Origin of the sequence: Curtobacterium sp. MCBA15_008 (genome assembly GCF_001865065.1) — a bacterium.
Lineage (GTDB): Bacteria > Actinomycetota > Actinomycetes > Actinomycetales > Microbacteriaceae > Curtobacterium.
In genome coordinates this window covers 46,061-69,937 of the sequence record NZ_MJGN01000045.1, presented here as the reverse complement: position 1 = coordinate 69,937, position 23,877 = coordinate 46,061, and the positions used below count along the sequence as shown (strand labels likewise).

The 23,877-nt window shown below is 66.0% G+C and carries 22 protein-coding genes and 1 tRNA gene; 14 read left to right on the top strand and 9 right to left on the bottom strand.

Annotated features, from left to right (window positions below):
• Positions 1-69: 69 nt before the first annotated feature.
• Positions 70-945 (top strand): helix-turn-helix domain-containing protein, encoded by an 876-nt coding sequence (locus tag BIU96_RS14915; protein ID WP_071293399.1) that lies wholly within the window; start codon positions 70-72, stop codon positions 943-945.
• A 188-nt stretch (positions 946-1,133) separates the two neighbouring features.
• On the opposite strand, the gene BIU96_RS14910 is transcribed toward BIU96_RS14915, so the two are convergent.
• The 3 genes from BIU96_RS14910 to BIU96_RS14900 all read right to left on the bottom strand — a co-directional run bounded on the left by BIU96_RS14910 (position 1,134) and on the right by BIU96_RS14900 (position 4,330).
• Complete coding sequence (locus BIU96_RS14910) at positions 1,134-2,510, bottom strand: NAD(P)/FAD-dependent oxidoreductase (RefSeq protein WP_071293398.1); 1,377 nt, start codon at positions 2,508-2,510, stop codon at positions 1,134-1,136.
• Between the two features lie 184 nt (positions 2,511-2,694).
• Positions 2,695-3,438: an SDR family NAD(P)-dependent oxidoreductase gene (locus BIU96_RS14905; RefSeq protein WP_071293640.1), complete on the bottom strand. Its 744-nt coding sequence runs from the start codon at positions 3,436-3,438 to the stop codon at positions 2,695-2,697.
• A gap of 28 nt (positions 3,439-3,466) precedes the next feature.
• Positions 3,467-4,330 carry an SDR family NAD(P)-dependent oxidoreductase gene (locus BIU96_RS14900; RefSeq protein WP_071293397.1) on the bottom strand — a complete coding sequence of 288 codons (864 nt, stop codon included), beginning with the start codon at positions 4,328-4,330 and terminating at the stop codon, positions 3,467-3,469.
• A 58-nt stretch (positions 4,331-4,388) separates the two neighbouring features.
• On the opposite strand from BIU96_RS14900, the gene BIU96_RS14895 reads away from it, so the two are divergent.
• A complete protein-coding gene (locus BIU96_RS14895; RefSeq protein WP_071293396.1) occupies positions 4,389-5,120 on the top strand; it encodes a TetR family transcriptional regulator in 732 nt (243 codons plus the stop codon).
• A gap of 249 nt (positions 5,121-5,369) precedes the next feature.
• On the opposite strand, the gene BIU96_RS14890 is transcribed toward BIU96_RS14895, so the two are convergent.
• Positions 5,370-5,810: a winged helix-turn-helix transcriptional regulator gene (locus tag BIU96_RS14890; RefSeq protein WP_368072979.1), complete on the bottom strand. Its 441-nt coding sequence runs from the start codon at positions 5,808-5,810 to the stop codon at positions 5,370-5,372.
• 171 nt (positions 5,811-5,981) lie between these two features.
• Between BIU96_RS14890 and BIU96_RS14885 the strand changes: the two genes are divergently transcribed.
• On the top strand, positions 5,982-6,638 hold the full coding sequence (locus BIU96_RS14885) for an FMN-dependent NADH-azoreductase (RefSeq protein WP_071293395.1): 657 nt from the start codon (positions 5,982-5,984) through the stop codon (positions 6,636-6,638).
• A 350-nt stretch (positions 6,639-6,988) separates the two neighbouring features.
• Here the strand turns inward: BIU96_RS14885 and BIU96_RS19120 are convergent, their stop codons facing one another.
• On the bottom strand, positions 6,989-7,570 hold the full coding sequence (locus BIU96_RS19120; RefSeq protein WP_083402953.1) for a GNAT family N-acetyltransferase: 582 nt from the start codon (positions 7,568-7,570) through the stop codon (positions 6,989-6,991).
• Between the two features lie 692 nt (positions 7,571-8,262).
• Positions 8,263-8,436 carry a helix-turn-helix domain-containing protein gene (locus BIU96_RS20510; RefSeq protein WP_368072981.1) on the bottom strand — a complete coding sequence of 58 codons (174 nt, stop codon included), beginning with the start codon at positions 8,434-8,436 and terminating at the stop codon, positions 8,263-8,265.
• Between the two features lie 1,503 nt (positions 8,437-9,939).
• On the opposite strand from BIU96_RS20510, the gene BIU96_RS14870 reads away from it, so the two are divergent.
• The 6 genes from BIU96_RS14870 (at position 9,940) to BIU96_RS14840 (ending at position 17,569) form a co-directional block, all read left to right on the top strand.
• The gene (locus BIU96_RS14870) at positions 9,940-10,794 is read left to right on the top strand and encodes a hypothetical protein (RefSeq protein WP_139200071.1); all 855 of its coding nucleotides are present in this window, start codon (positions 9,940-9,942) and stop codon (positions 10,792-10,794) included.
• A gap of 1,057 nt (positions 10,795-11,851) precedes the next feature.
• Positions 11,852-12,544: a hypothetical protein gene (locus tag BIU96_RS14865; RefSeq protein ID WP_071293392.1), complete on the top strand. Its 693-nt coding sequence runs from the start codon at positions 11,852-11,854 to the stop codon at positions 12,542-12,544.
• 1 nt (position 12,545) lies between these two features.
• Positions 12,546-13,589, top strand: coding sequence for an ImmA/IrrE family metallo-endopeptidase (locus tag BIU96_RS14860; RefSeq protein ID WP_071293391.1), 1,044 nt, complete (start codon positions 12,546-12,548; stop codon positions 13,587-13,589).
• Between the two features lie 52 nt (positions 13,590-13,641).
• On the top strand, positions 13,642-14,376 hold the full coding sequence (locus tag BIU96_RS19545; protein WP_139200070.1) for a hypothetical protein: 735 nt from the start codon (positions 13,642-13,644) through the stop codon (positions 14,374-14,376).
• Between the two features lie 263 nt (positions 14,377-14,639).
• Positions 14,640-15,659 (top strand): tyrosine-type recombinase/integrase, encoded by a 1,020-nt coding sequence (locus BIU96_RS19115; protein WP_139200069.1) that lies wholly within the window; start codon positions 14,640-14,642, stop codon positions 15,657-15,659.
• Positions 15,656-17,569 carry a hypothetical protein gene (locus BIU96_RS14840; RefSeq protein ID WP_071293387.1) on the top strand — a complete coding sequence of 638 codons (1,914 nt, stop codon included), beginning with the start codon at positions 15,656-15,658 and terminating at the stop codon, positions 17,567-17,569. Before BIU96_RS19115 ends, BIU96_RS14840 begins: the two co-directional genes overlap by 4 nt.
• A 174-nt stretch (positions 17,570-17,743) precedes the next feature.
• Here BIU96_RS14840 and BIU96_RS14835 read toward each other — a convergent pair.
• Positions 17,744-17,833, bottom strand: a tRNA-Ser gene (locus BIU96_RS14835).
• A gap of 142 nt (positions 17,834-17,975) precedes the next feature.
• Here BIU96_RS14835 and BIU96_RS14830 point away from each other — a divergent pair.
• Together BIU96_RS14830 and radA are read left to right on the top strand one after the other, a co-directional pair.
• The gene (locus BIU96_RS14830) at positions 17,976-18,953 is read left to right on the top strand and encodes an SGNH/GDSL hydrolase family protein (RefSeq protein ID WP_071293386.1); all 978 of its coding nucleotides are present in this window, start codon (positions 17,976-17,978) and stop codon (positions 18,951-18,953) included.
• Between the two features lie 10 nt (positions 18,954-18,963).
• Positions 18,964-20,325: a DNA repair protein RadA gene (gene radA / locus BIU96_RS14825; RefSeq protein WP_071293385.1), complete on the top strand. Its 1,362-nt coding sequence runs from the start codon at positions 18,964-18,966 to the stop codon at positions 20,323-20,325.
• Between the two features lie 73 nt (positions 20,326-20,398).
• Here radA and BIU96_RS14820 read toward each other — a convergent pair whose 3' ends face one another.
• Positions 20,399-20,782: an SseB family protein gene (locus BIU96_RS14820; protein ID WP_071293384.1), complete on the bottom strand. Its 384-nt coding sequence runs from the start codon at positions 20,780-20,782 to the stop codon at positions 20,399-20,401.
• Positions 20,783-21,086: 304 nt separating this feature from the next.
• Here BIU96_RS14820 and BIU96_RS14815 point away from each other — a divergent pair, with 304 nt between their 5' ends.
• Positions 21,087-21,293 (top strand): cold-shock protein, encoded by a 207-nt coding sequence (locus tag BIU96_RS14815; RefSeq protein ID WP_065963953.1) that lies wholly within the window; start codon positions 21,087-21,089, stop codon positions 21,291-21,293.
• A gap of 138 nt (positions 21,294-21,431) precedes the next feature.
• On the opposite strand, the gene BIU96_RS19110 is transcribed toward BIU96_RS14815, so the two are convergent.
• Positions 21,432-21,794, bottom strand: a complete 363-nt coding sequence (locus BIU96_RS19110; RefSeq protein ID WP_083402950.1) for a hypothetical protein — start codon at positions 21,792-21,794, stop codon at positions 21,432-21,434.
• On the opposite strand from BIU96_RS19110, the gene BIU96_RS19105 reads away from it, so the two are divergent.
• Together BIU96_RS19105 and BIU96_RS14805 are read left to right on the top strand one after the other, a co-directional pair.
• Positions 21,787-22,089, top strand: a complete 303-nt coding sequence (locus tag BIU96_RS19105; RefSeq protein WP_083402949.1) for a hypothetical protein — start codon at positions 21,787-21,789, stop codon at positions 22,087-22,089. The genes BIU96_RS19110 and BIU96_RS19105 overlap by 8 nt on opposite strands.
• A 226-nt stretch (positions 22,090-22,315) precedes the next feature.
• Positions 22,316-23,869 (top strand): hypothetical protein, encoded by a 1,554-nt coding sequence (locus tag BIU96_RS14805; RefSeq protein ID WP_071293382.1) that lies wholly within the window; start codon positions 22,316-22,318, stop codon positions 23,867-23,869.
• Positions 23,870-23,877: the final 8 nt, after the last annotated feature.

Genomic DNA, 23,877 nt, shown 5'->3' with positions numbered 1-23,877 from the left:
TCCGCTGCTGTCGGCAATGTGGTCATTCGACCGATGCGTGCGAGCCGTCCGGAGCTGGATCCTGAGTGCATGTTCCAGTCTGAATCTCCGCTGGGCGACTACCTGCGGGCACGTCGAGCACTGATCCAACCCGAAGACGTCGGGCTGGTGACGCTGAAGGCGCGACGTGTGGTGGGACTGCGACGGGACGAGGTTGCAACGCGGGCTGGCATCAGCCAGGAGTACTACCTCCGCCTCGAGCAGGGGAGGGACCGGCAGCCTTCCGACCAGGTGCTCCGCGCGCTCGGTCGGGCACTCTTGCTGGACGACGATGCGCTTGAGCACATGACGCGGTTGACCCGTCTACGGGGCCTGCAAACGAGATCCTCCCGGACCGTTCCGTTCTCGCAGCCAATTGATGCCGGCGTAAGAGCACTGTTGGGCGCGTGGGATCACACCCCTGGATACGTGATGGACGGCAATCAGGATGTGTTGGCCGCCAACGACCTTGCACGAGCGATGGCACCGGGGGCGCTGGAGCCCGGCGTGAACCTGCCGTTACTGGTGTTCTCAGATGCCGCCCGCGCGGCCGATCCGAATTGGCGGGAGACCGCGGAACGGACAGTTGCGACCCTCCGGTTCGGAGCGGATCCGGACGACCCACGCCTCCGCGAGATCGTCGGACAGCTCTCTATCCGTGATGCTGACTTCCGACGCCTCTGGGCGCGCCACGATGCGAGACCGCACTACGTCGGCCCCGTAGATCATTGGATTCCGCCGTTCGGTCGGGTCACGTTGGTCTGCCAGACGCTGCTGATTCCTGGGCAATCGGGCGAGCTTCTCGTCCTGTTCCACGCCGCAGCCGGGTCCGTCGGCGAACGTGCGCTTGCCTCGCTCGGCGACGGCTTGAAGCAGGCAAGCGGCGGCGCATCCGAGACGCAAGAGCGGAGCGCGACAGTCGCCTGACGAAGTTTGAACAGCTCGCGTTCAACCCGACAAGCGCATATGCAAACCCGGGTTGCAGGAACCGATCAACAGCTCATCCGACATGCCGACGTTGGGGCTGTTAGCGCGGCCTTGCCCGACACTGATCGGTCCGTCCCTGGCAGGAGCGGAGCCGACCAGAGCCCATCACGACTACGAGCGCCCGCGTATCAGCCGATCACCTGCAGGACCTCGTTCAGCGCCTCGGTGCTCGAGGGGTGCGTCCAAAGCCCATCGCGAAGATCCCGTACCGTCGCGTTCAGACGCATTGCCAGCGCGATGAGGTTGATCACTTCTTGAGAGTCGACGGAGAACACGGTTGCTCCGAGGATCTGCTCCGTCGCGGAATCGGTCACGAATTTGATCACGCCGTGTGTGTTGCCCACGATCTTCGGACGGGGCATCGCCGCGATCGCGGCCACAGCCTTCGAAGCGACCTTCACGTCGTAACCCGCCTCCCGAGCCTCGCGTTCTGTCAGTCCCACCTGCGACAACGGCGGTGTCAGGAACGTTGTCACCGGAACTGCCACGCGGTCGTCCGTACGCCGCTGCCCGCCGCCGAGGATCTGGTCCGCGACGATTCGTCCGTCGTCAAGCGAAATGTAGGTGTGCTGAAGGCCACCGTTCACATCTCCAACGGCGAAAATATGGCCGTGGTTCGTGCGAAGCGTTCCATCCACACGAATGAAACCGCGCTCATCGCGGTCGACACCGGCAACATCGAGGCCCAGCTCGAGACTGTCGGCGACTCGGCCAACCGCAACCAGGACCGCTTCAGCGTCGAAGTCGCCGGAGTCGGTACGCACCGTAGCCGTTCCCTCCCCACCGTCCTCGATTGACGTCACTTCCACGCCATTGACGACGCGAACGCCCCGATCGGTGAGGGCGTCCTCGATGAAGGGGCGAACGTCGTCGTCGACCTGCGGGAAGAGCATCGCGCTCCTGTTGAGGAGAACTACCTCCGAGCCGAAGCCGGCGAACATGCTCGCGAACTCAGCACCGATGAACCCGCCGCCGATGACGACCAGTCGAGGCGGGAGGTTTTCAAGCTGCTGGATGGTGGTGGAATCGAACACGACCGGGCTGTCCTCGCCGGGCACGTTCAACCTCGCCGGTTGAGCACCGGTGCCGATGATGATGCTCTCTGCGTGCACGGCGATGTCGCCTTCAGCGGTAGAGACGACCGCATCGTGAGGGCCGGTGAGCCGGGCAGCTCCGTCCAGGATCGTCACGTCGGGCCGGCTCGCAAGCGCCGCGTGATTCGCTGCGTTCAACTTCGCAACCAGCGCGTGCCGCTCCTCCAACGACGTCCGGAAGTACTCACCCGGGGCGTCTTCCCGGCGTCGCTCGTCAGCGGCCGTGATCAAATCCTTCGTTGGGACGCAACCGATGTTGATGCAGGTCCCGCCGTACATCGCCGGGCTTCGCTCCGCGATCGCGACGCTGCGACCCGCGTCCGAGAGCTGCGCTGCGAGTGTCTTCCCGCCTTTGCCCCAGCCGATCACGAGGACGTCTACTTCAAGCGTGTTGCTTGTCGTTGTGGACACTGTGCTCCTTGTTGCTTCGATGGCTTCGTCTGCTCGGGTAGCCGGCTGTACCGGCTATCTTCCTGAGCGGTAACGCCCATAGGCGGTGTTTATGCCCGACTCGGGCCACGATTGCGCGCTACCGACGGCGCCCGGGGCTCCGCCTGCTTGCACCCGACGGCGTCGCCGGAGCCCCTTGGCAGACTCAGGCGAGGAATCCGCCATCGACGGCAAGATGAGCGCCGTTGATGTAGGACGCCTCATCGGAGAGCAGGAACGCGATGGCAGTCGCGATCTCTTCGCCAGTGCCGACTCGGCCTAGGGGAATACCCGTGTCGGCCACTGCTTGTGCCCCCTCGGGGTTCGCCTGAGTCATCTCCGTGTCGATGACTCCTGGCTGCAGCTCGTTCACGCGCACCCCCTGCCGTCCGAACTGGATCGCCGCGGTGCGAGTGAGCCCGCGGATGCCGTGCTTCGCGCTGGAATAGTCCGCGGTCGGCCCGCCACGATCGGCAAACACGCTCGATACGTTGACAATTGAGCCGCCTCCGGCGGCAAGAATCGCCGGAACCTCGTACTTCAGACCATAGAAGAGGCTGTTGAGGTCGATCTCGACGGTACGTCGCCACTGCTCGGGCGTCATGTCTACGAGCGGCGTGAAGTCTCCGGAAATGCCTGCGTTGTTGACCGCGTGGTGCAGCGCTCCGAAGGCGCTGTACGTGCTCTCTACAGCGCGTTCGACATCTTCGGGCTTGCTGACGTCGCCGGGGATGGCTAGTGCTCGCCCTCCATCCGCAGTGATGCGATCGACGACTTCCTCAAGTTTCGCCGCTCGGCGGCCCATCACCCCGACTGCGGCCCCTCGGTGGGCCAGGAGCATGGCGGTTGCTCGCCCCATGCCCGATCCAGCTCCGGTGACCAGTGCCACCTTGTTTGCAAACTGACTCATGTCGTCCACCCTCGGTCAGCTGTCTCGATCAGGCTTCGTCAGTCGGAAGTTCAACGCGGGGAGCGTCAAAGTCGGCAGACGCGGAGACGCTGGCCCAGGTCGCGGCCTCCTCGATCTGCGCGCGGGAGTAGTCCATGGCGAGTTGAGCGGCGTAGGCGCCCATCACGAGATGGGTCGGCATATTGTCCCGCTTCGCGACGCGCACGAGGATTTCGGCCGCGCGGTCCGGATCCCCAGCCTGCTCCGTTCCTCGAAGGCGTTCAGCGAATGCTCCAACGGATGCCTGGTAGTCGTCAGGGATTGAGTGCACGTTCATCGATGAGCCAGCCCAGTCCGTGGCGAAACCGCCCGGCTCGACAACGAGGTACCGGATCCCGAACGGCGCCGTCTCGGTGGCGAGCACGCGGGTGAGTCCGTCGATGCCGAACTTCGCTGCCTGGTACGAACCGAGCCCGGGGGTCCCGCCGACACGGCCACCGACGGAGGAGAACTGAATGATGATGCCACCACCCTGACGACGCAGGATGGGAACGGCTGCCTTCGAGACGTTGTACACGCCCCAGAAGTTCGTCTCGAACTGACGACGGAACTCGTCGTCGCTTGCTGTCTCGACCGGTTCGAGGTTCGCGTACCCCGCGTTGTTCACAACCACGTCCACTCGTCCGAACCTGGCTGCTGCTGCATTGAGGGCCGACGAGGCTGCCTGAGCGTCTGTCACGTCGAGGGCAAGCGGAAGCACTCGATCCCCGAACTCCTCCACCAGGTCGGCAAGTTGCTCGGGCTTTCGAGCGGTGGCTGCGACTGAGTCACCGGCACGGAGGGCTGCGATGGCGAGGGAGCGGCCAAAGCCGCGTGAGGAACCGGTGATGAACCATGTCTGTTGGGTTGTCATGGACTTAGTAAAACACCGTTTTGCAACTAGCGCAACCCTGTTGCGCTACGATGGCGCGATGACGACCGAGAGCTACGAGCGGGCACGGAGCCCACGTGCAAAGCAGGACCGGGAGACGTCGATCATGGACTCCGCTCGACGGCTTGCCGTGGAGCGGGGCGTCCGCGCAGTCACGCTTACTGACATCGCAGCCGGCGTCGGTCTGCACAAGTCGGGTCTACTTCGTTACTTCGAAACCCGTGAAGAGATTTTCCTGCGGCTGTCCGCGGAGGGGTGGTTGGAGTGGTCCCTCGCCGTAGCGGGAGCACTCGATTCATTGGCAGGAGGCGCCCTGCCCGCGCCGTCCGACGACACCATCACTGACATCGGGAGGACCGTCTCCGCGTCACTTGCGTCGCGCCCCTTGTTCTGTGACCTCCTGGCTCACACCCCGATGAATCTCGAGCGCGGAGTGTCCTTGGATTCCGCCCGGCGATTCAAACTCACCGCGCTCGGTTGTTCGGCGAACGTACAGCGCAGCCTCCAACGGCTCCTGCCTTTGAGCGACGTACAGGCTTCGAACACTGTCGCCACTGCGACCGGCCTGGCCGGGGCGCTCTGGCAAATGTCAGCCTCAGGGACCGCCCTGCGCGAGCTGTACGAATCCGATGCAGCTCTCGCACGAGCCATCGTGGACGTAGAACCCCGACTTACCGACGTACTCACCGCCCTGCTGCGCGGCTACACCACAGCCACGAGCACCAGCGAAGAGACCATCCTCGCTCCGGACCGCCAAGCCACGATCGACTGACAACGGCCTATCACGCGTCAACCTGACGTAGCCGCACCACGAAGGGAAGACCGTCGGCACCCCGGTCCTGCGCGTTCGCCTTCGACTCAAGCTCTCTCAACTGGCCGTAGCGTCGCCGAGGTGCCGGCTCCTCACCCAGCGGCGTCCTACCCCACAAATCGATTGGGCCCGCTACTCCCGCGCCGCCGCGGCAAGCGCTGCAGCTCAGGCTCCGCTGGGCGCGCTTGCTCGTCGTCGAAGCTAGAAATATCAGTCCTGCAACCCGTTCCGCTCGTCGAATGCGAGCCGTTCTCCCGCTATAACTTCCTGGTGTTCCACCACCCACTCGCCGAGGGTGAGCACGACATCTTGGAGCGACCGCCCCAGCTCGGTGAGGTCGTAGACCACGCGAGGAGGTACCTCAGCGAACACGGTGCGGACAACCAATCCGTCGCGTTCGAGGGCGCGAAGCGTCACCGTCAGCATGCGACGCGATATCCCGGGGATGATGGCGGCCAGCTCGGTGAACCTGTGCGGTCGCTCGCCGAGAATCCCGATGACGAGCAAAGTCCACTTGTCGCCGATGCGCCCGAGGAGCGATCGGAACAGTTCCGGGTTGTGCATAGTGCACATGCGGCTCATCGCCGGAAGCGCGGTGAGTAACCGCTCGCGCTGCTCGTCGCGAACCTGATCACTGGTCGTCTCGCTCATCGGCTCTCTTCGATCGTACTCAGTTACTGCGCGGTAACAGGGGCTCATTTGCAGTGACCGGCCATGTCAGCGTAGACCGTTACCGGGAGTAACCAAAGCGAGCCGAGGACGGGCCCCGATGGGTCCGGAGAGCGATATCGGTCACGCTGACCCACCTACCGGAGGAGTTCCATGTCCTTGTTCCGTCTTGATGCCAGCATTCGTGTCGACGGCTCCGCCAGCCGAGCTCTGGCCGACGTCGTCGAGAGCGAGTGGGCGGCCCTGGAACCAGACGCTCCCGTCGTGCGCCGCCACATCGGCGTCGAGCCCGTACCCGCAAATGCCTGGGCGAACGCGGTCGCGGGATCGATGAAAGCGGACAGTGACCGCACGCCGGAGCAGCGAGCGTCCATAGAGCTCGCCCGCACCCTCACCGACGAGCTCGCCGACGCGGAGGCGCTGCTGTTCGCCGTGCCGCTCTACAACTTCGGCGTTTCACAGCATTTCAAGTCCTACGTCGACATGGTCATCACCGACCCACGTATGGCGCCGGGCGCGGACCCCGTCACGGCCGGCAAGCCTGCCGTGCTCGTCACCGTGCAGGGCGGCAACTACGCCGCCGGCACCCCTCGCGAGGGGTGGAACCATGCCACCGCATGGATGCGTCGGATCCTCGAAGACGTGTGGCAGCTCGACCTCGAGGTCGTGACGCGTGAGTTCACCCTCGTCGGCGTCAACCCTGCACTCGACCAGTTCACCGAACTCGCTGAGCAGCTCAAGTCGGCCGCTGAGGACCGCGCGAAGGTACACGGGCGCACCCTTCCCTCCCGCCGATCCGCCGCTGCCTGACGGACCGGAGAGCCGCCGACACTCCCTATCCTGTCCCCGCATCAGAGGACGGAGGGATTCCTTGCGACTAACGGACGTACGCTGCCGCACGCATTGACTTCAACCCAAACCGCCTGGCCCGAAGTCGGTGGTGCAGTGCTACCCGCGGCCGTCGGGCGCGAGGCGGAAGCGGAAGGCTTCCTCGAGCTGCACCGATGATGCCAGCGACTCGACCAGCCACCAGTGTGACCGCGCGATTAACAGCACACCGATGACTGCTCGCCATCCCGGCAGATCGATTGGGCTCGTCCAGCTGCAACCGCAGCGGGACGGGCCCGTCCTGCGGTTTCGGCTGTACTGATAAGGAGCGGTTACCGGCCGTTCGGCACGAGCGTCACCCATTCCTCGTCGCGGACGTAGCCCAGCGCATCGTTTGCTCGGAGGATCGCGGCATTGTCTGCCGAACCACCGGTGCGGAAGCGCGTGACACCTTCTGCTGTGAGTGCGAGAACGGATGCCGCTTTCACTGCGACGCTCAAACCTCGACCGCGCCAGGCTCGGTGGACGACGGTGAATTGCGTCTCAGCATCTGCTCCGTCGATGTCAACGAAGGTCATTGCGACGAGTTCGGCGTCGGGCACGAACGCGCCGAACGCTCGCCGTGAAGCGCTCGGCGTCGCTGCACGTCGGTCGAGGGCCGCATGTTGCGTCGCGGCACTACCCGGATAGTCCTCAACGGTCGCGGCGTCCAGGTGCAGCACGGCATCGACGTCAGTGTCTGTAATTTCCCGCACCGTTCCCTCAGCTTGAGCAACCATCGCCTGCAGTCGTTCGACGTTGATGCTGTTTGAGTCGAGCTGGGCTCCGAACGACCGAGCCACGACGACCCACCCCTCTGCTTCAAGTGCCGCTCGCCGCGGCGCCTGAATCAGCAGCACGATGCTTTCCCCCATGGCTCGATACTTGCACGGCTTAGCAAGACCCCGGCAGCCCCTACGCATTGCATCGCTTTTGAGCATGGTTGCGACGCCGTTGGCCACGACTGGCTCAGCGGCAACGCAACGAGCTCGTCCCGCCGGTCGAAGCTTGCCTGTGTGCGACCGCAAGCGCGTGCGGCTTCGCCGTTCTTGGAGACTGGACAGGGGCGTCCCACTGGGTCTACCGTTCATATTTATGACCACTCCGGATTCGCTCGCAGACTTCCTGAGTCTCGTCGCGGACGTCGAATTGCCGCGCCTGGGGTGGCCGACGTCCCTGCTCCCTCCGGACGGCGTGCACGTGTCTGCCGTCGAGCGCAAGGGCGGGTCCAGCGTCAGCATCTTCGCATCATCGGAGGGTGCGGAGGCTGGCGCCCGATTGGACCTCGTCACGCGAGAAGTCGTGGTCACATCCAGTGGCATGGACGCAGTGCAGGAGCGAACCCTCCGTCGCCTCGTGCTGAGTTACGTCGCAGATCGGAACGCGTTCGACGAACAAAGCGGCATCGACACCCGTCCCGCACCGCCCGACCGCGGTGAAGACGATCCCGACAGGTGGACCTCGATGCAGCTCCTCGCGGCGGTGACCGATGGCTCCTGGTATCCGCCAGCGCCGGCACGTCGAGATCCCGCCAACTGGGCAGAGTTCTTCGCCCGCGCTGAGGAGTTCAACCGCGAGTTCCGGAGGCCGGACGACGTGGCCACAGCTCCGCGTCAAGTCCCGCCTCAAGCCGGGCAATTGTCTGCAGATCCGGCCACGCCTGACCCGCAAGAACCCGCTGGAGAGTGACATGGCCGATGCCGGCATCAGCGGCGACCGCGCGGAGACTGCGTCCCGCCATCGCGTCACGGAGATTGAGGACAAACTGGCGGGCGACTTCGCCGAACGGGTCACGGGACGGAACACTCGGCCACGGTGCGTCAGCGAGCTCCACTGGCAGCGCACGCATCGGTCGACCCATACGTTCAGCGTAGAGGGCGCGGAGGTTCTAATGCTGTCGCCAGATCACGACCAGGTCCGCGCCACCGCCCACTGCCCGGCGTCGGGGACTATGTCGACGACGACGGACTCCGTTCCAGCGGTGATCTGGAATCGCCATCCAATGGTCTGCTCGGGCGCATGGGTCATGGCGGAGGGCAGGAACTCCGCGGTTGCCGTCAGCCGTGTCGGCTGGTCACTGACCCGCCACCGGCTACCGCGCCACACAACGCGTTCCGGCACGCCGCCGCCCCACCAGACTGTCGCGGGCTCAAGTGTTGTAGCGCGCATCAAGTACCTCCTCATTCGAATGTGTGTTCGAATGCTAGGTGGCTCCAGTGACGTTCGACAATCCTTCCCCACTCGGACGCCAGCATCAGCGGCGTGTCGCGTCCGTACCGTCCGCAGCTCCCGAAACGAGACTGGGACGCGACCGGCCGACACGTCCACGCCCACCAAGCGGGCCCGGGACAAGGACTTCCGCGGACGAGCCGTCCGCTCACACCAGCCCTCCAATCCGACGAGTTCCAGGCAGGCCGTCCCTGCGTTCGGGAGTGACAGCTGGACGGCCATGTACTCGGAGGTGCACGGCGACGCCGAGACGCTCAAGACGAAGCGAGGGGACGAAGCGAAGCCCGGACGGCGACCCGGCATGCGTGATCGGACCGCCGAAGGCAGATACATGCGGCGCGCCACCAGCGCACTCCCGGCCTCGACGCCATATGAGCACCGCGCGCTCGGCCCGGATAGCACCGCCCTTCCCGCAGGACTGCTCTCGGCTCAGGGCAGCTCCACCGACTCATCCCGGCGGGGCACCCGCCCGAGCAGTTGCTAGTGAGCGGCGGCGATGGGTCGTTAACCACTGAGAGCATCGACGCCCTCGCCCAAAGAGGTCTCGAAGAACCCTCCGCTGGCCGGACGCCGAAGCGCCGGAATACGGACTCACCGAAGGTTGCGCTCACGCCTATGGGCTTCAACCTGCCGTCGACGTCGAACGACCTCGCGGCACCTCAGGCCGACGCCCGGATGGCGACGGCGCCTTCAGAGTTTGCTGCATTGCGGGATGCGCTCTTCGAGAAGCAGCGCCAAATGCACCCCGGTCGAGAGGGGTGAGCGGCAACATGTCGAGCGCTTGAGGTGGCTCTGGTGCCGGCCGACACGCAATTGTTCATTACTACGTACATACAGTGTGGCCAGAATCCGCTACCGGCCCGGACGTCCCCTGGCCCAACCCACACACGTGCGCAACGGCCGGCTTCACCGTCAACGCTCGCAACGGTTCCGTCGCCACCCAGCCTTGCGAGCAGTTCGCCCAACCTGGGCGGATACCACCGTTCCACCACAACCAATGGAGGGAATCCTTCCCGTGAGCCCCGAATCATCACAGACCTACCGGCCACAACTCCCGAGAAAGGACTGGGATGCGATCAAGGCATACGTGCTCGATATCGTCGACCGTGCTGAACCGCACGTCACCTACACCGAACGGCAGCTCCTCACGCCGGTGTCCCATCTGGTGCACTTCGCATACGTGAACCACATCCCTCTGGAAGACGGTGCCGCCCTCAGCCCCCGGACCGTTGAGCGGTTCGTGCAGAATCATCTCGCCAGTTACAACCGCGCCAGCCGAAACACCATCAGAGCGCGACTCCGACGCGTCTCCGAAGCGCTCCTCGGCGACGACGCCGCCGGGCGCTTCCGCGCGCTCGGGAAAGCTGACGCATCGCGGCCGTACTCCGACAACGACATCAGCCTTCTACGCGCGTGGGGCAGGTCGATGCGCACCGACGAGCTGACCAGCTCCGCCGGGGCGCTGCTCGCACTCGGACTCGGCGCAGGGCTCACGGGCGCGGAGATCATCCGGCAACGCATGGAGGACGTCGATGTGGAGCGAGCGACGATGCATGTCACTGGCGAAAACGAACGGGTCATCCCCATCACCGGAGAGGTCTGGACGGATCTTCTGCGGACACGGCGGGAGGTCCTAGGAGAGACCGGGTGGGTCTTCCGCGCCCATCAAAGGGGTGACAACATCAACCTCATCACCGACTTTGTTTCCCGCACGTCCCCGCAGATCCCGCTGGTCACCAGGCGGATGCGGGCGACATGGCTTGTTCATCATTTGAACGCCGGCACACCTCTGAGACGGCTCCTACGAATCGCCGGACTGCAGTCCGCGGAAGCTCTTGATCGGATTCTGCCCTTCACCGCTGATGATTAGCCCCGCGTCTGTGGGTCACATACCAGCTAGTCTCCCCTGTTCGTGCAGGAAAGGATGTTGCTTATGACATCTCCGGAAGAACGCGGACGGGCGCTCCTTGACGCTTGGGCCACAAACTCGGGCTCGAGCACGCCGACAATGGCCGGGGCTCGCTGAACACGACGATCGACCTTGAACCGGAGACCAACGAAGAGGTCTGGCGCCACGGGATCGTCAGCGAACACGTTGCCACGGTGGGATCGCGCCGGAGCCCGCAGAACGACGAGCCACCCTCCGTCGTCGCACTTGCATTCCCGTACAGGACAACGGCGCGTGCCACGGAACAGCATCACCCGGACGCCATCGGCCAACGTCAGCCAGTCGGTCATCGACGCAAACTGGATCGGAATGCAACCCGAACGAGTGACATCGCACTGAGCCTTGCTCACGGTACGGTTCTTTGATGCACGACCCGCAGTTCGCCGACATCTACCACGCCGACCCCGGTCGCATCATCGGCGGAGACGCACACCCCAATTCGATCCGCCCATGTGCGGTCGTTCAACCAGGCCCGCAGTTGGTCAAGGTCGTGGGCCGTTCCGCTTCAGGCGCGCACGAACCGCCGTACACCTTGCGGTCGGCAGCGGAACCTTCCTGCGGGCTCAACAGGCCAGGAGTGTTCGACGAGCGACACCAGCACACACTCTGGCGCGACGACATGACCGTAACGCCGTACCACCAATACAAGGGCCCGCTCCCTACAGACCCCGCACGGGCACTGCAGGAGTTCTGGGACGGGCTCGCCTACCGGTAACGGCGGTATGCGCGCATAGGACTTGTGCTCAGTCCTGAGCGATCATCTAAGCTGGCAGACTTTGCTCGCCAAGAAACCGGAACCCTGATGCCCTCCCTCTCACTCACCAGTGCGCCGGACGCGCTCCGCGCGGACGCTGCGAAACGGTGGACTACCACACCGGACACCGACCCCGCACCCGGACAGCTTTGGCTTCTCTCCTGGGACGGTGCAGCACCGGTTGCGGCACTGCTCACCGCAGTTCGCAGCACCTACGTCCTCGCAATGCCGGTCACATTCGATCCGGCAGCAGCAAGCGACGGCGAAGCGATCACCAACGCAGAGCGCCTCGGCACACCACTGGTCATCTGGCACCGGCTGGAGACCGGTCTCGGATCGTTCCTGCTCCATCGCTACATCGGCGACGTGGCAACGGCCGACGACGTCACCGCCCTCCGACGGGGACATCGCGGAGAGAAGGTGACACGCTACGACGCCGGCGCTGGCAACGACACGACAACCCTTCGCGAGCTGGTGAACACGTTCGCGCGGCTGTGCAACATCGAGTGGCCATCCGAGGCGGACGGCGACGCCGTCGTCGACACGGAAGCACTGACTGCTGCCAGGGTCACTCCGCGCCTGTTCGCCGAACGCACCGGCCTGCCGACCGCGACCGCCCTGGCGCTGTGGACCAACGAGCTCACGCTCACAGCCGAGCAAGCCCGCATCGTCACCGACGCGTTCGCTGGCACCGTCGAGCATGCGCTCTCCGTGCCCAACGACTGGATTACCACCTCACTCGCAGATCCGAGAGTGAAAGACGGCGTCCTGCAGGTTGCTGAGCACACCAGTAGCGGGGAGCGGGCTGCGCGGGATCTCGTCCGAAGCAGCTTCGCTCTCGCCGCCCGCACGCCGAGCGTCGCGGAACAACGTCGCTCCGCTATTCGCGACGCTATCGCGCTGCTGCTCCAGGACTGACATGACGCTGACGATGCTGCCGAACCCGCAGGACTGGCTCCGCCCGGAGCACACCGACCGGGCCGTCACGTACCTCCTCGGCATTGCCGCGAACCACGACGACGCCGCCCTCGCGGATCTCGCAAACGACGCGATCGGCGTCCTCGGACGATGCCGGCACATCGACCTCCGTTACGGCGCCCGCCGCATCGAGACTGCTTGCGAGTACGCCGGCCGGTACCGATGGGACCCGCCAACCATCGAAGTCAGCCAATCACGGTCCCGCGCCAGGGATGCGTTCACAGCGCTCCACGAATACGGCCACCACCTGCAGAAAAACGACACCACCTGGGCGTTGGACGTCCTCGGAACGCTGCCGGACTTCACACGACGCCGACTCGAGGAGACCATTTCGAACGCCTTCGCGTCTCGCGTCCTGATCCCCGACACAGTGATCGACGACGTGTTCACCGGCACGATCTCCGCCGCGCTGCTCACGGAACTGCACAACCGAACCGCTGCATCGCGCCACGCGATCATCCGTCGAGCCGTCGCGCTCGCGACCACTCCGACGCTCCTGGTGGTCACCGACTATCGCGGCGACGTCACCGCGGCGATAGCAAACGATTCGAATCTCTTCGCGCCGCCCCGAGGCTCGCACCAACCCGACCTTGCACGCCTCTCTGCTGCCGTCGAAGTTGGTCGGGTTAGTCACGGACGCACCGAATCAGGGCTGCAGTACAGCACTGGCAGGACCCGCAGCGACCTCAGCATCGAGCTGGCTGCTGACCGCGACGGATTCCACTTCTTCAGCGTCATCACCCCGACGTACCGGTTCGGATCTCAACAGTGGGACGAAGAGCTCGTCGAATGCAGCAACGAAGCGTGCGGCGCAACGTTCACCGCAACGCCGCAGAACCGGCACGACCCCTGTGGCGGCAACCGCTGCCCACGCTGCGGAGCGTGCGGATGCGAACGTCGAGCAACACCGATCTGCCCGCACTGCACCCTCGAGCTCTCGGCCGCGGACACTGCCGCCGGCCGGACCGAACACGAAGCATGCTGAAACGGACTCACGGGAACCGGGCGACTTCACTTCTGACGGTGAGCCGTCCTTGGTGACCGAAGCAGTGCCGGAAGCGGTGCTGCCCTGGCTCAGCGCTGCAGCGGCAGCGGTCGGACTCGTCGAACCGATTGGCCGCGCCTTCTCGGTCCGCGCCGCGCGGAAGCTTCTCGAACGCTTCAACGACCTGCAGCGCACTGCCGAAGCGCTCAGAACGCTTGGACCCAACCACGGCCCCAGCGCCTCACCATCCGCCCGCATCGAACACCGGAGACTTGTCGCCGCCGTTGACGACGAGGCGCGACTAGTCCTCGCCGACTACGCCCGGCGAACACGGCGCCGGCCGGGAAGCATGGCCTTCGCCGTCGTCGCCTGGTTGTACGGCTCAGGGCTCAGCTACCTCGGGTACCTCCTTCTCATCGCACCGTCCACTGCTGACCGGACAGATGGGGTGCTGATCGCCGCAACCATCCTCTGGGCAGGGGCCTTCTTCTGCTTGATCTACGGGTTGCTCACGGCGCGAAGGCGGCTCCTGACGCGGGACCTCCGCATCAAATCCGGGATCCGCGACCAGTACACGGGACCGGGGATGCACTATTCGTGGCGGCGGCTGAAGCGCATACGCCAGCGCAGCAAGGCAACAAAGCGCGCGAAGCGCATCGCTCACTCCCCTCACCTCGCTGAACAAGTTCACGACGTCATGGCGACGCCCGACTCACACAGGAGCTCGACCAGCACAGCGGCAACCGAGCAACAGCGCGCGGCGCAGCAGACGACCGACGCCTCCTGATGGTTACGGCCGCGCCGAACTCAACTGGGCAGCCCGTCACGAGAGAAGTCGACGGGTCGAATTGTCCCTCGCAGCCCCGCCGGGGTCGCGACACGCCCGAGGTGCAACTGAAGCTGCCGCCATTCTCCGCGAATCGGGTTGATGACCGAAACGCTCGCTGATCGGGACTTTCCCGGACGCAGACGCCAGCGCGAGCACCCAGAATCGTTCGATCTCACACTCCAGATCCCAGCTCGGCCGCCCCTCCGCGCATAGGCCGTCACGTGAACACCTCCTCCATGAACCCCGGCGCGACCACAACCGACGAGCACGCCGCCCCTTCCGAATTCGACCGGGTTATAGCACACTCTGTTCCTAGAAAGGACCACACCACGCGGGTAGTGCAGGAGGCGCTGATGCGGCAACGACCCCACGGCATCAACGCCGCGACCTGGGCAGCAATTCGTGCGCTCCTGCTCGAGGTGGTCGTCAACTACCAGCCGAACAACGACCACCTCGCCCGCCGGCTCACCAGCGTCGCCACGCACTTCGCCGTCTGGGCAGTCCGGACCCTCAAAGCCCCCATCGTGGCCAGCGACATCTTCACGTACAACTCCATCCGGAAATACGTGCTGGAGCACTCCTCCGCACCTGGCACTCGTCTGACAAGGACCTCCCAGCTCAACCAACTCGCGCTCGCAGCATCCGGGAAACACATCGGGCAGTACCCCCAACGCGGAATGCCGAACCCCGCCGCATACACCAGCCGAGAACTCGCGAATATCCGTTCCTGGGCACGCTCACGCCCCGAGCACCGACGCGACAACACGATGCTGCTCCTCGCCCTCATCGGCGGCGCGGGACTTCGCACCAGCGAAGCCGTTGCCGTCCGAGTCAGAGACCTTCACATCGACGCCGACACCGTCACCGTGACGGTCACTGGCGGCAGCCGACCCCGCACTCTGCCCCTCATCCATGAGTGGGCTGCCCTCGCCGCCGCTGCGGGCCACGAGGCACGCCCCGACGACCAATACCTCGTCCTGCCCCAGGTGAACGGACCAGCGAACCGCCGCGACCGAGCGGGGTTCCTCTGCGCCGGCTCCGGTGACAACCCCAACCTCGCCAAGCTCCGCGACACGTGGGTCATCACCATGCTCGACAGGCTCCCCACCAGCGTCCTCATCCATGCAGCCGGATACACCTCCACTTCATCGCTGCACACCCGCTACGGCCAGTTCGCCATCCACGCCGACGACATCGACGCAGCGGCGTTCCACCACGTGATGGTGGAGGCACAGCGATGAGTGGCGACTCGTTCCAGCGCACCGAAGAGCTTGACGCGGACGACATCTTCGACGAGACGCTCTACGGGCTCATGCCCGCCGACGAAGTGGTCATCGGCACTACCCACACCACCCGCATCGACAAGACCATCGTCGTCCGTTGGCTGCGCCGAGCTCGCCGCTCCGGCGTGCTTCCGCAAGTCGCCGCGTGGCGCGCAGAAGACGCAGCACTCCGGTACCGCGGCGGCAGGGAGCCTCTCATCAGTGACGAAGTCATCTTCACCATCTGCCTCATCCTCATGGCCGAACACTCGAAGTTGCAGTCCAAGGTGATGGGTCAGGCGTTCCTTCGTCTCACCCCTCTCGCTCGGGAAGCACTCGGTATCGAGCATCTCTTCAACGGGCAGCCGCGGGACTGGAAGGTCCTATCAAACCGAGCCGTCAGACGATTCATCGACACCTTCGACGGCTGGAAAGCGAAGCGGAAGTGCTCCATCTACCGCAAGGCACGTGAAGCGCGAGCCGCATGGCTCAAGGAAAACGCGAAGCACGTTGACGTGATGCGTCAGCGCGGCGAATGGTTCACGAACAAGCTCATCGCGATGACCCTCGAAGAGCTTCCAGCAGACCTGCAACTCGACACCACCGCGCTGACCGTCGACCAGACCGCGTTCCGCGCGGGCACCCAACAGTTCCCATGGAAACGAGACCGGGCAACGAAGAAGGAGCAGTACGAGCGGTACGTCGATGACAACGAGGAAGTGAAGCGTCCCGTCTTCGAGCCGGAAGCCGGGCCGTGGCCGAAGGAGAAGGGCGCAGCGCTGCGCGACCCGTCGAAAGCCAAAGGTGCCATTGTCCTGAGCCAGTGGCAGATGGTGTTCATGGGAAACGTCCTCCTCGGCGTTCACGAAGACCCATCTCTCGACAACACCCTCGCGCGCCCACAGCTCATCCTCGCGGCGAGCCTCGGCAGCCCCAACAACCGCATCGCCGAACACACCATCGCGCTCATCGACCTCATCCTCGCCCGAGGTACGCGCATCACCCGCCTGTCGTTCGACAAGGGCTACAACAACGAGACCAATAAGAAGTTCCACAAGCCCCTCCGCGACCGCGGCATCCTCGTCGTGAAGGATTACCGGAAGCGGGAGACCGGCATCACCAACGGTTACGGCGGCGCCCACTTCGTGGAAGGCGACTGGTACTGCGCTTCCACCCCGAAAGAGCTCCTCGAAGCCACCGTCCGGTTCAACAAGAAGCTCATCACAGAGGAAGAGTGGCACCGCGACATCGACCTCCGTCAGGCATACAAGCTGCACGTCAAGGAAGTGATGCCGCACGGCAAAGCCGTGAAGTACCAGTGTCCAGCCCTCGGCGCCTCAGCCACCGTCTGGTGCCCGCTCAGAGAGATGCATGCGAAGGCGGAAGCCAAGACCAACCTCGCCGAGGTCTTCGAGAGTCAGATTGAGGACCGGAACGTCACTGTCTGCTGCCAGAAATCCATCAACATCCCCATCAAAGAAGAAGGGAAGCTCGGCGGGCAGAAGCACTCCCACGGCACCCGCATCCACAACCGGCTGTACAAGGGCGACCGAGCCAGCAGCGAATCAGCGAACAAGACCCTGCACGACCACGTCGCACCGTACTCGAAGCCAGCGAACCGCCCCATGCGCGGGCTCGCAGCCGCACAGTTCGCTTGGGCACTGCTCATCGTCTCGTTCAACTACGCCCGCATCGCCGAGCACATGCATCAGCGGTACAAGCAGCAGCAGACAAAGCTCGCCGAACGACTCCCCAGACAGAGCGTGCCAAAGCCCGTGCAGAAGCCCTCAAAGCGGCGGAAGGTCATCAGACGTCGCGACGCCGAACGGCTCTCCAACTACCGACGGAACTACATACGCCGAGCGACCTACGTCGTCGTCCGCGGCTAGCCACACAGCCGCAACCAACCAGGGCCCGACCGCACCCGACAGGTGCAGTCGGGGTCACCGGCGTTTCGGGGAACCAAGATGTTCCCAACGCGACGAAGCCCCCGGCTGCTGCCGGGGGCTTCGTTCGAGGTTGAGATACGCAATCGTTCTTGCCGAGATACGCAACCAACCCTGTGGCGGTACCGGTGGGATTTGAACCCACGGTGGAGTTGCCCCCACACATGTTTTCGAGACATGATCCTTCGGCCGCTCGGACACGGTACCGGGAAAGAGTTTACACGATCCGGGAGGCCCGTCGCACCACCGCAGGTCGGCTCACCCTCCACAGGTGGCCGGTCTCGAACCCCCGTCCACAGTTCAGGCACCCCTCATTGAGCACCTGGCTGGACGGCGTACCGTCCGGTGAATGAGATCGCGCACCCTCATCGCCCTGCTCACGTCGATCGGCGGCGGCCTCGCCGTCCTCGGCGGGGCGACGTTCGGCGCCCGCGCCGGCGTCCGCGGGCAACGCGCCGCCGCTCGACGCGTCGTCGACATGCTCCCCGTGCACGCGGACTGGTGGCGCGAGCGCCTGCAGCACGACGGGCAGATCACCTACCTGGCGATCGGCGACTCGGCTGCGCAAGGGGTCGGGGCGAGTGAACCGCACCGCGGCTACGTGGGGCTGCTCGCACGCCGGATCCGACACCGTTCCCGCACCTCGGTCCGCGTCGTGAACCTCAGCGTGTCCGGATCGACGACGTGGGGCGCTCGGAAGGACCAGCTTCCGAAGCTCCGCCACTACTCGCCGGACATCTGCACGGTGTCGATCGGTGCGAACGACATCGCCGACTTCCACCCGGACAAGTTCGAGCGGAACATCCGCGAGATCTACGGTGCCGTGCCGTCCCACGCCATCGTGGCGGAGCTGCCGTGCATGTTCGTGCCCGACCGTGAGCGCAAGGTCGCCGTGGCGAACGAGATCGTGCACCGGGTGGCAGACGAGTTCGGTCTGACGGTGGCACCGCTGCACACCATCACGAAGCGGGTCGGGCTGCGTCGGACGTTCTTCAACAGCTACGGGGACCTGTTCCACCCGAACGACCGCGGGTACGAGATCTGGGCGAGCGCGTTCGAGCCCGCCGTCGATGCCCGTGTGGACGTGGTCGCGGCGATCCGGCACTACCTCTCCGCGCGCGAGGCCGAGGACCTCGGCGCCGGTGCGGGCGCGGTGGCGACGGCACGTGCCGAGCAGGACGTCGAGGGTGCAGAGGCACTCGACCACGCCGACCGTCCCGGGCGCATCGACCGGCTCCGGCAGCGCATGACGGGGTCGGTCCCGATCCCCGGAGCAGGGCACGACGACCCGGACGACCAGTCCGGTGGTGTCGGCGGCACGGCCTAACCTGACGAGCATGGCGCGCCCCCAGTCTCTCTACCGCTGCACCGAGTGCGGCTGGACCAGCATCAAGTGGGTCGGCCGCTGCGGCGAGTGCCAGGCTTGGGGCACCGTCGAGGACACCGCAGCCGCCACGGTGAGCGCACGCGGGACGAGTGCCGTCGCGGTCGCCGGCAACCGGGTCGCGCGTCCCATCACCGAAGCGCGGGGCACCACGGTGCAGCGCTGGCAGACCGGCATCGGCGAGTTCGACCGGGTGCTCGGTGGCGGCGTGGTCCCGGGTGCCGCGGTCCTGCTGTCCGGCGAGCCCGGCGTCGGCAAGTCGACGCTCCTGCTCGAGGTGGCCTCACGCGCGGCGGCGTCCGGCAAGCGCGTCCTCTACGTCAGCGCCGAGGAATCGGTGGACCAGGTCCGCCTCCGGGCCGAGCGCACGGGCGCCATGCACGACGACCTCTACCTGGCGAGCGAGGTCGACCTCGGCGTCATCATCGGCCAGATCGACCAGGTGCGCCCGGACCTCCTCATCGCCGACTCGGTGCAGACGATCTCGTCGAGTGCGATCGACGGCATCGCCGGGGGCACGTCCCAGGTGCGCGAGGTCGCGTCGACCCTCATCCGGATCGCGAAGGACCGCGCCCTCCCCGTCCTGATCGTCGGCCACGTGACGAAGGACGGCACGATCGCCGGTCCACGGCTGCTCGAGCACCTCGTCGACGTGGTGTGCCACTTCGAGGGCGACCGGCAGACGGCGCTCCGGTTCGTCCGCGCGCTCAAGAACCGCTTCGGCCCGACGGACGAGGTCGGCTGCTTCGACATGGCCGGCGACGGCATCCACGAGGTCCCCGACCCGAGCGGGCTCTTCATGTCGAAGAACGGCGCCCCGGTGTCGGGCACCTGCGTGACGGTCGCCCTCGAAGGACGTCGCGCACTCCCGGTCGAGGTGCAGGCGCTCGTCGTGCCGAGTTCGGCGCCGCAGCCCCGTCGCGTCGTGAACGGCGTCGACTCGTCCCGCGTGGCGATGCTGCTCGCCGTCCTCGAACGACGTGCCGGCCTGAAGCTGTCCGACGCCGATGTCTACGTGTCCACCGTCGGCGGCATGAAGCTCACCGAACCCGGCGCGGACCTCGCGATCGCACTGGCCCTAGCGAGCGCCGCACGCGACCGCCCCTTCCCGCACTCCCTGGCCGCGGTCGGCGAGATCAGCCTCGCCGGCGAGATCCGACCGACGACGGGCACGAAGCAGCGCGCGAACGAAGCCGCACGGCTCGGGTTCACGACCGTGCTCGGTGCCGATTCGCAGCACCTTCGCGAAGCCCTGCGCGTCGCGTTCTCCCTCGCCAGCAGTGAGCGGGAACGCGAGCTCGACCGCGCCTTCTGATCGACGTCGGACCGGCCGGCGACCTGCCCCACCGATGGTGACACGCCGAAGGACGCGAACCGAGCAGAACGGTTCAGGCGCGCAGTGCGGCCAGCAGGTCCTCGGGCGTCGCCTGCATCGTGTGCGGTCCGGCGATGTCGAAGAACACGCCCTCGAGCGAGTCGAGGTGGGCGGCGAGGAACTCGTCGAGGCGCGCGCCGTCGTAGACCATGACCTGCCGGATCTTCTCGTCCGGCACCATCGCGGTGTAGGCATCCGCCGACGAGAACAGCAGCAGGATGCGCTTCTCGGACCCTTCACGACCGAAGACCCGCACCTGCATGTCCTTCTTGCCGGTGACGAGCCGGGGGACGATCACGATGTCGTTGCGGAGCGCGAACGCCACCGCTGCGACGTCCTGCTGTGCGAGGGCTTCCTCGAGCTGTTCGCTCCGAAAGCGCTGTTCCTTGTCTGCCATCACCCCCTAGTCCACCAGATTCATGACGGTTCAGCGACTTCGGCTCTTCCCTTGCGGCCCGGAGCCTGTAGGTTGGTACCAACCGCTTCGGCGGGAGTCCATCGTTCTTCCGGTGCCCTGCACCTCGAGCGCCATCGGTCACTGGCCTTCCCCGGCCGCCTGGCCCCGAACCCGTTCCGCCGGCCCAATGCCCGCGGGGCGCATCGATCAGACAGCAATCGGTTGTCGGATCGGCGGTAGCAAGTACCGCTTCGCAAGACAGGCAGCGAAAATCTCGCCTGGCAAGAAAGTAAGGAACGCCATCATGGCAACTGGAACCGTCAAGTGGTTCAACAACGAAAAGGGCTTCGGCTTCATTGCGCCGGACGACGGCAGCGCTGACGTCTTCGCCCACTTCTCCGCGATCGGTGGCAACGGCTACAAGTCGCTCGAGGAGAACCAGAAGGTGGAGTTCGAGATCACCGAGGGCCGCAAGGGCCCGCAGGCGGAGAACATCACCGTCATCGGCTGATCACCCTCAGCTTCGAACGGGCCCGTCGTCCTCTGGACGGCGGGCCCGTTCTGCATCTCCCGGCACGAGCAACCGCGCTGGCAGAACCAGCCGCGCCGACACGACCGGCGGACCGCAGGACCGGTGAACCGGCAGCATCTAGCCGAGGATGAACTGCACCGAGTCCTTCGACTCCAGGTTCCCCACCGCGACCTGCAGGTGGTAGCTGGCTCCCCCGGCGGTCACCGACGGCCGCGACGAGTCGCACGTCGACGTCGACGAGCGCGTCCGGTCCCACTCGATCGCCGGCGTGGTGAGCGTCTGCCCGGCCTTGATCGTGACGTCCTGGTTCGTCCCACCGGTCTGGCAGTCCTTCGACGACCAGTACTGCTCCTCGCCCGAGCTGATGGTGAGCACCTGCTGCGCGGACCCGAGGTCCATGTGGCACGACACCGAGCCGGTGTTCTTGATCGACATCGCGATCTTCGGGTCCTCCGTCGGCCCGTAGGACGTCTTGTCCACGACAGGGGTCAACTGGATCTGGCCCTTCGCGCAGGTCGAGCCAGCGGACCCGGCAGCAGCGGCCCCCGACGGTGAAGCCGATGACGACGGGGCTGCAGGCGGCGTGGCCGGCGCCGACGAGCCGGATGAGGGCGCCGAAGCGGCTGTCGACTCAGCTGACGACCGGGCCGAGGACGACGCCGACGCGGACGGTTCCGCCGAACTCGCCCCGCTCCCCCGCCCGACGACGATCAGCACGACGACGACCACGATGAGCAGCAGCACCCCGACGACGGTGGCGCGACGGCGCCAGTAGACACCCGGCTTCTCGGACCCGACAGGGTGGCGGAACGACGACATGCGCACAGGGTAGACAACCGCGCGCCCATGACGAGTCCACCCCGCCGACGCGTTGCCGAAAGCGACAGGCGATGTCCAGCGTCACGGCGCTCTGCCGGGAGCGATGTCTCGAGAGTTGAGCATGTGGTATTTCGTACTTCAGTAGAGTGGCTCTGACGTCATCACGACAGAAAGAGGCCTCCATGAACAAGAAGTTCATCTCCACGACCACGGCCGGAGTCGGGCTCGCGCTCGCGCTCGTCTGCGCTGCCCCCGGGGTCGCGAACGCCGCGCCCCCGTCGGACTCGTTCGGTCACGCAGCGAGCTCCGCGGCGACGCAGCTCCCGACGCCGACGGTCACGCAGGTCACCCGCGGCGCCGACGACGTCTCGCTGACCGTCCGCACCGCGAAGTCGGGCACGCTCGTCGTCCGTGACTCGGCCGGTCAGGTCTTCCTCAGGACCGCCCTGTCCGTTGGGTCCCCCCGGACGATCGCTCCCGCGATCGGCGCCGATGCGACCACCCTCGAACTCACCCTGGCCCAGGGAGACGTCGAGTCCGAACCACTGACGCTGCACATCGACAGCGCCGCCGACAGCAAGCCCGCTGCACCGAAGGCCTCGGTGCTCGAACGTCAGAGCAAGTCGGTGACGATCGGTGCGAACGCCGATCGGATCGGGACGTACATCGTCCGCGACGACGCGGGTAGGACCATCGGCAGTGCCGATGTGCGCACCCTCGGCGGCACCGCTCGCGTCAGCGCGCCGGTCGGTGCAGCGGGCACGACGCTCAGCCTGTCGTTCGTCCAGCGGGGCATCGAATCGGACCGCACGTCGGTCGAGGTACCCGCGTACAGCGGCTCCTTCGTGCCACTGATGGTGACCTCGTCGACCGCGTTCACGATCGGTCACACCGCGACGCTCTCCGGTACGGCGACACCCGGAGCGCGTCTGGCCGTCCGTCTCGACACCGCCGGGTTCTCCAAGTCGGTGGCGGTCGGTGCGGACGGGAACTGGCACGTGGCCACGCCGGTGCTCCGGGCGAGCCAGGTGCGTGCCGACGTCCAGCAGTACGCGGACGGGGATCACGACGCGGTCTCCGTCACCCTGCGGGCCACGGGACTCCCGACTCCGATCGACCCCGTCCAGCCGGTCACCCCGATCGGCTCCGGGACGGGGAACGGGAACGGGAACGAGGCCGGGAACGGCGTCGCTCCTTCCCCCGTCACGGACAAGCCCGCCGCGCCGCGTGCGTCCGTCACCGACCGACCGGCCGACGGCGCGACGATCGCTCTCTCGAGCGATCAGCCCGGCACCTTCGTCGTCTACGACGCTGCGCACCGTGTGATCGGCCGCACGGGCTCGACGCCGACCACCCGCACCGGCGTCTGGGTGCCCGTCGGTCCCGGGGAGGTCACCGTCACCGCCGAGCTCACGGACCGGAACGGTGTCCGGTCCGACCCCACGACCGTCGTGGTCCCGGCCTTCACCGGGACCGTCGACGCTCCGGTGACGGTCACCTCGTCGCCGACGTTCACCGACGGCGCGCACAAGGTCGTCACCGGTACGTCCGAGCCGAACGCGCGGATCACCGTGACGCTTCCCGGCTACGGGTTCTCCGCGACGACGACCGCTTCGGCAGAAGGCAAGTGGAGCGTCACCCTGCCGCACCTCCAGGCGAGCGGCCTCCTCGGCAACACCGTGACGGCAGTCGCGACGACCCGTCAGACGACGGAGTTCGACCTCGTCCGCGGCTGAGCGATCGA

Bases quoted from the DNA above. Each gene is read 5' to 3' on its own strand.
- BIU96_RS14915 (WP_071293399.1), top strand. From the start codon at position 70: ATGTTCCAGTCTGAATCTCCGCTGGGCGACTACCTGCGGGCACGTCGA.
- BIU96_RS14905 (WP_071293640.1), bottom strand. From the start codon at position 3,438: ATGAGTCAGTTTGCAAACAAGGTGGCACTGGTCACCGGAGCTGGATCG.
- BIU96_RS14900 (WP_071293397.1), bottom strand. From the start codon at position 4,330: ATGACAACCCAACAGACATGGTTCATCACCGGTTCCTCACGCGGCTTT.
- BIU96_RS14895 (WP_071293396.1), top strand. From the start codon at position 4,389: ATGACGACCGAGAGCTACGAGCGGGCACGGAGCCCACGTGCAAAGCAG.
- BIU96_RS14890 (WP_368072979.1), bottom strand. From the start codon at position 5,810: ATGAGCGAGACGACCAGTGATCAGGTTCGCGACGAGCAGCGCGAGCGG.
- BIU96_RS14885 (WP_071293395.1), top strand. From the start codon at position 5,982: ATGTCCTTGTTCCGTCTTGATGCCAGCATTCGTGTCGACGGCTCCGCC.
- BIU96_RS19120 (WP_083402953.1), bottom strand. From the start codon at position 7,570: ATGGGGGAAAGCATCGTGCTGCTGATTCAGGCGCCGCGGCGAGCGGCA.
- BIU96_RS20510 (WP_368072981.1), bottom strand. From the start codon at position 8,436: ATGGCGGGACGCAGTCTCCGCGCGGTCGCCGCTGATGCCGGCATCGGC.
- BIU96_RS14865 (WP_071293392.1), top strand. From the start codon at position 11,852: ATGCCGGTCACATTCGATCCGGCAGCAGCAAGCGACGGCGAAGCGATC.
- BIU96_RS14860 (WP_071293391.1), top strand. From the start codon at position 12,546: ATGACGCTGACGATGCTGCCGAACCCGCAGGACTGGCTCCGCCCGGAG.
- BIU96_RS14840 (WP_071293387.1), top strand. From the start codon at position 15,656: ATGAGTGGCGACTCGTTCCAGCGCACCGAAGAGCTTGACGCGGACGAC.
- BIU96_RS14830 (WP_071293386.1), top strand. From the start codon at position 17,976: ATGAGATCGCGCACCCTCATCGCCCTGCTCACGTCGATCGGCGGCGGC.
- radA (WP_071293385.1), top strand. From the start codon at position 18,964: ATGGCGCGCCCCCAGTCTCTCTACCGCTGCACCGAGTGCGGCTGGACC.
- BIU96_RS14820 (WP_071293384.1), bottom strand. From the start codon at position 20,782: ATGGCAGACAAGGAACAGCGCTTTCGGAGCGAACAGCTCGAGGAAGCC.
- BIU96_RS14815 (WP_065963953.1), top strand. From the start codon at position 21,087: ATGGCAACTGGAACCGTCAAGTGGTTCAACAACGAAAAGGGCTTCGGC.
- BIU96_RS14805 (WP_071293382.1), top strand. From the start codon at position 22,316: ATGAACAAGAAGTTCATCTCCACGACCACGGCCGGAGTCGGGCTCGCG.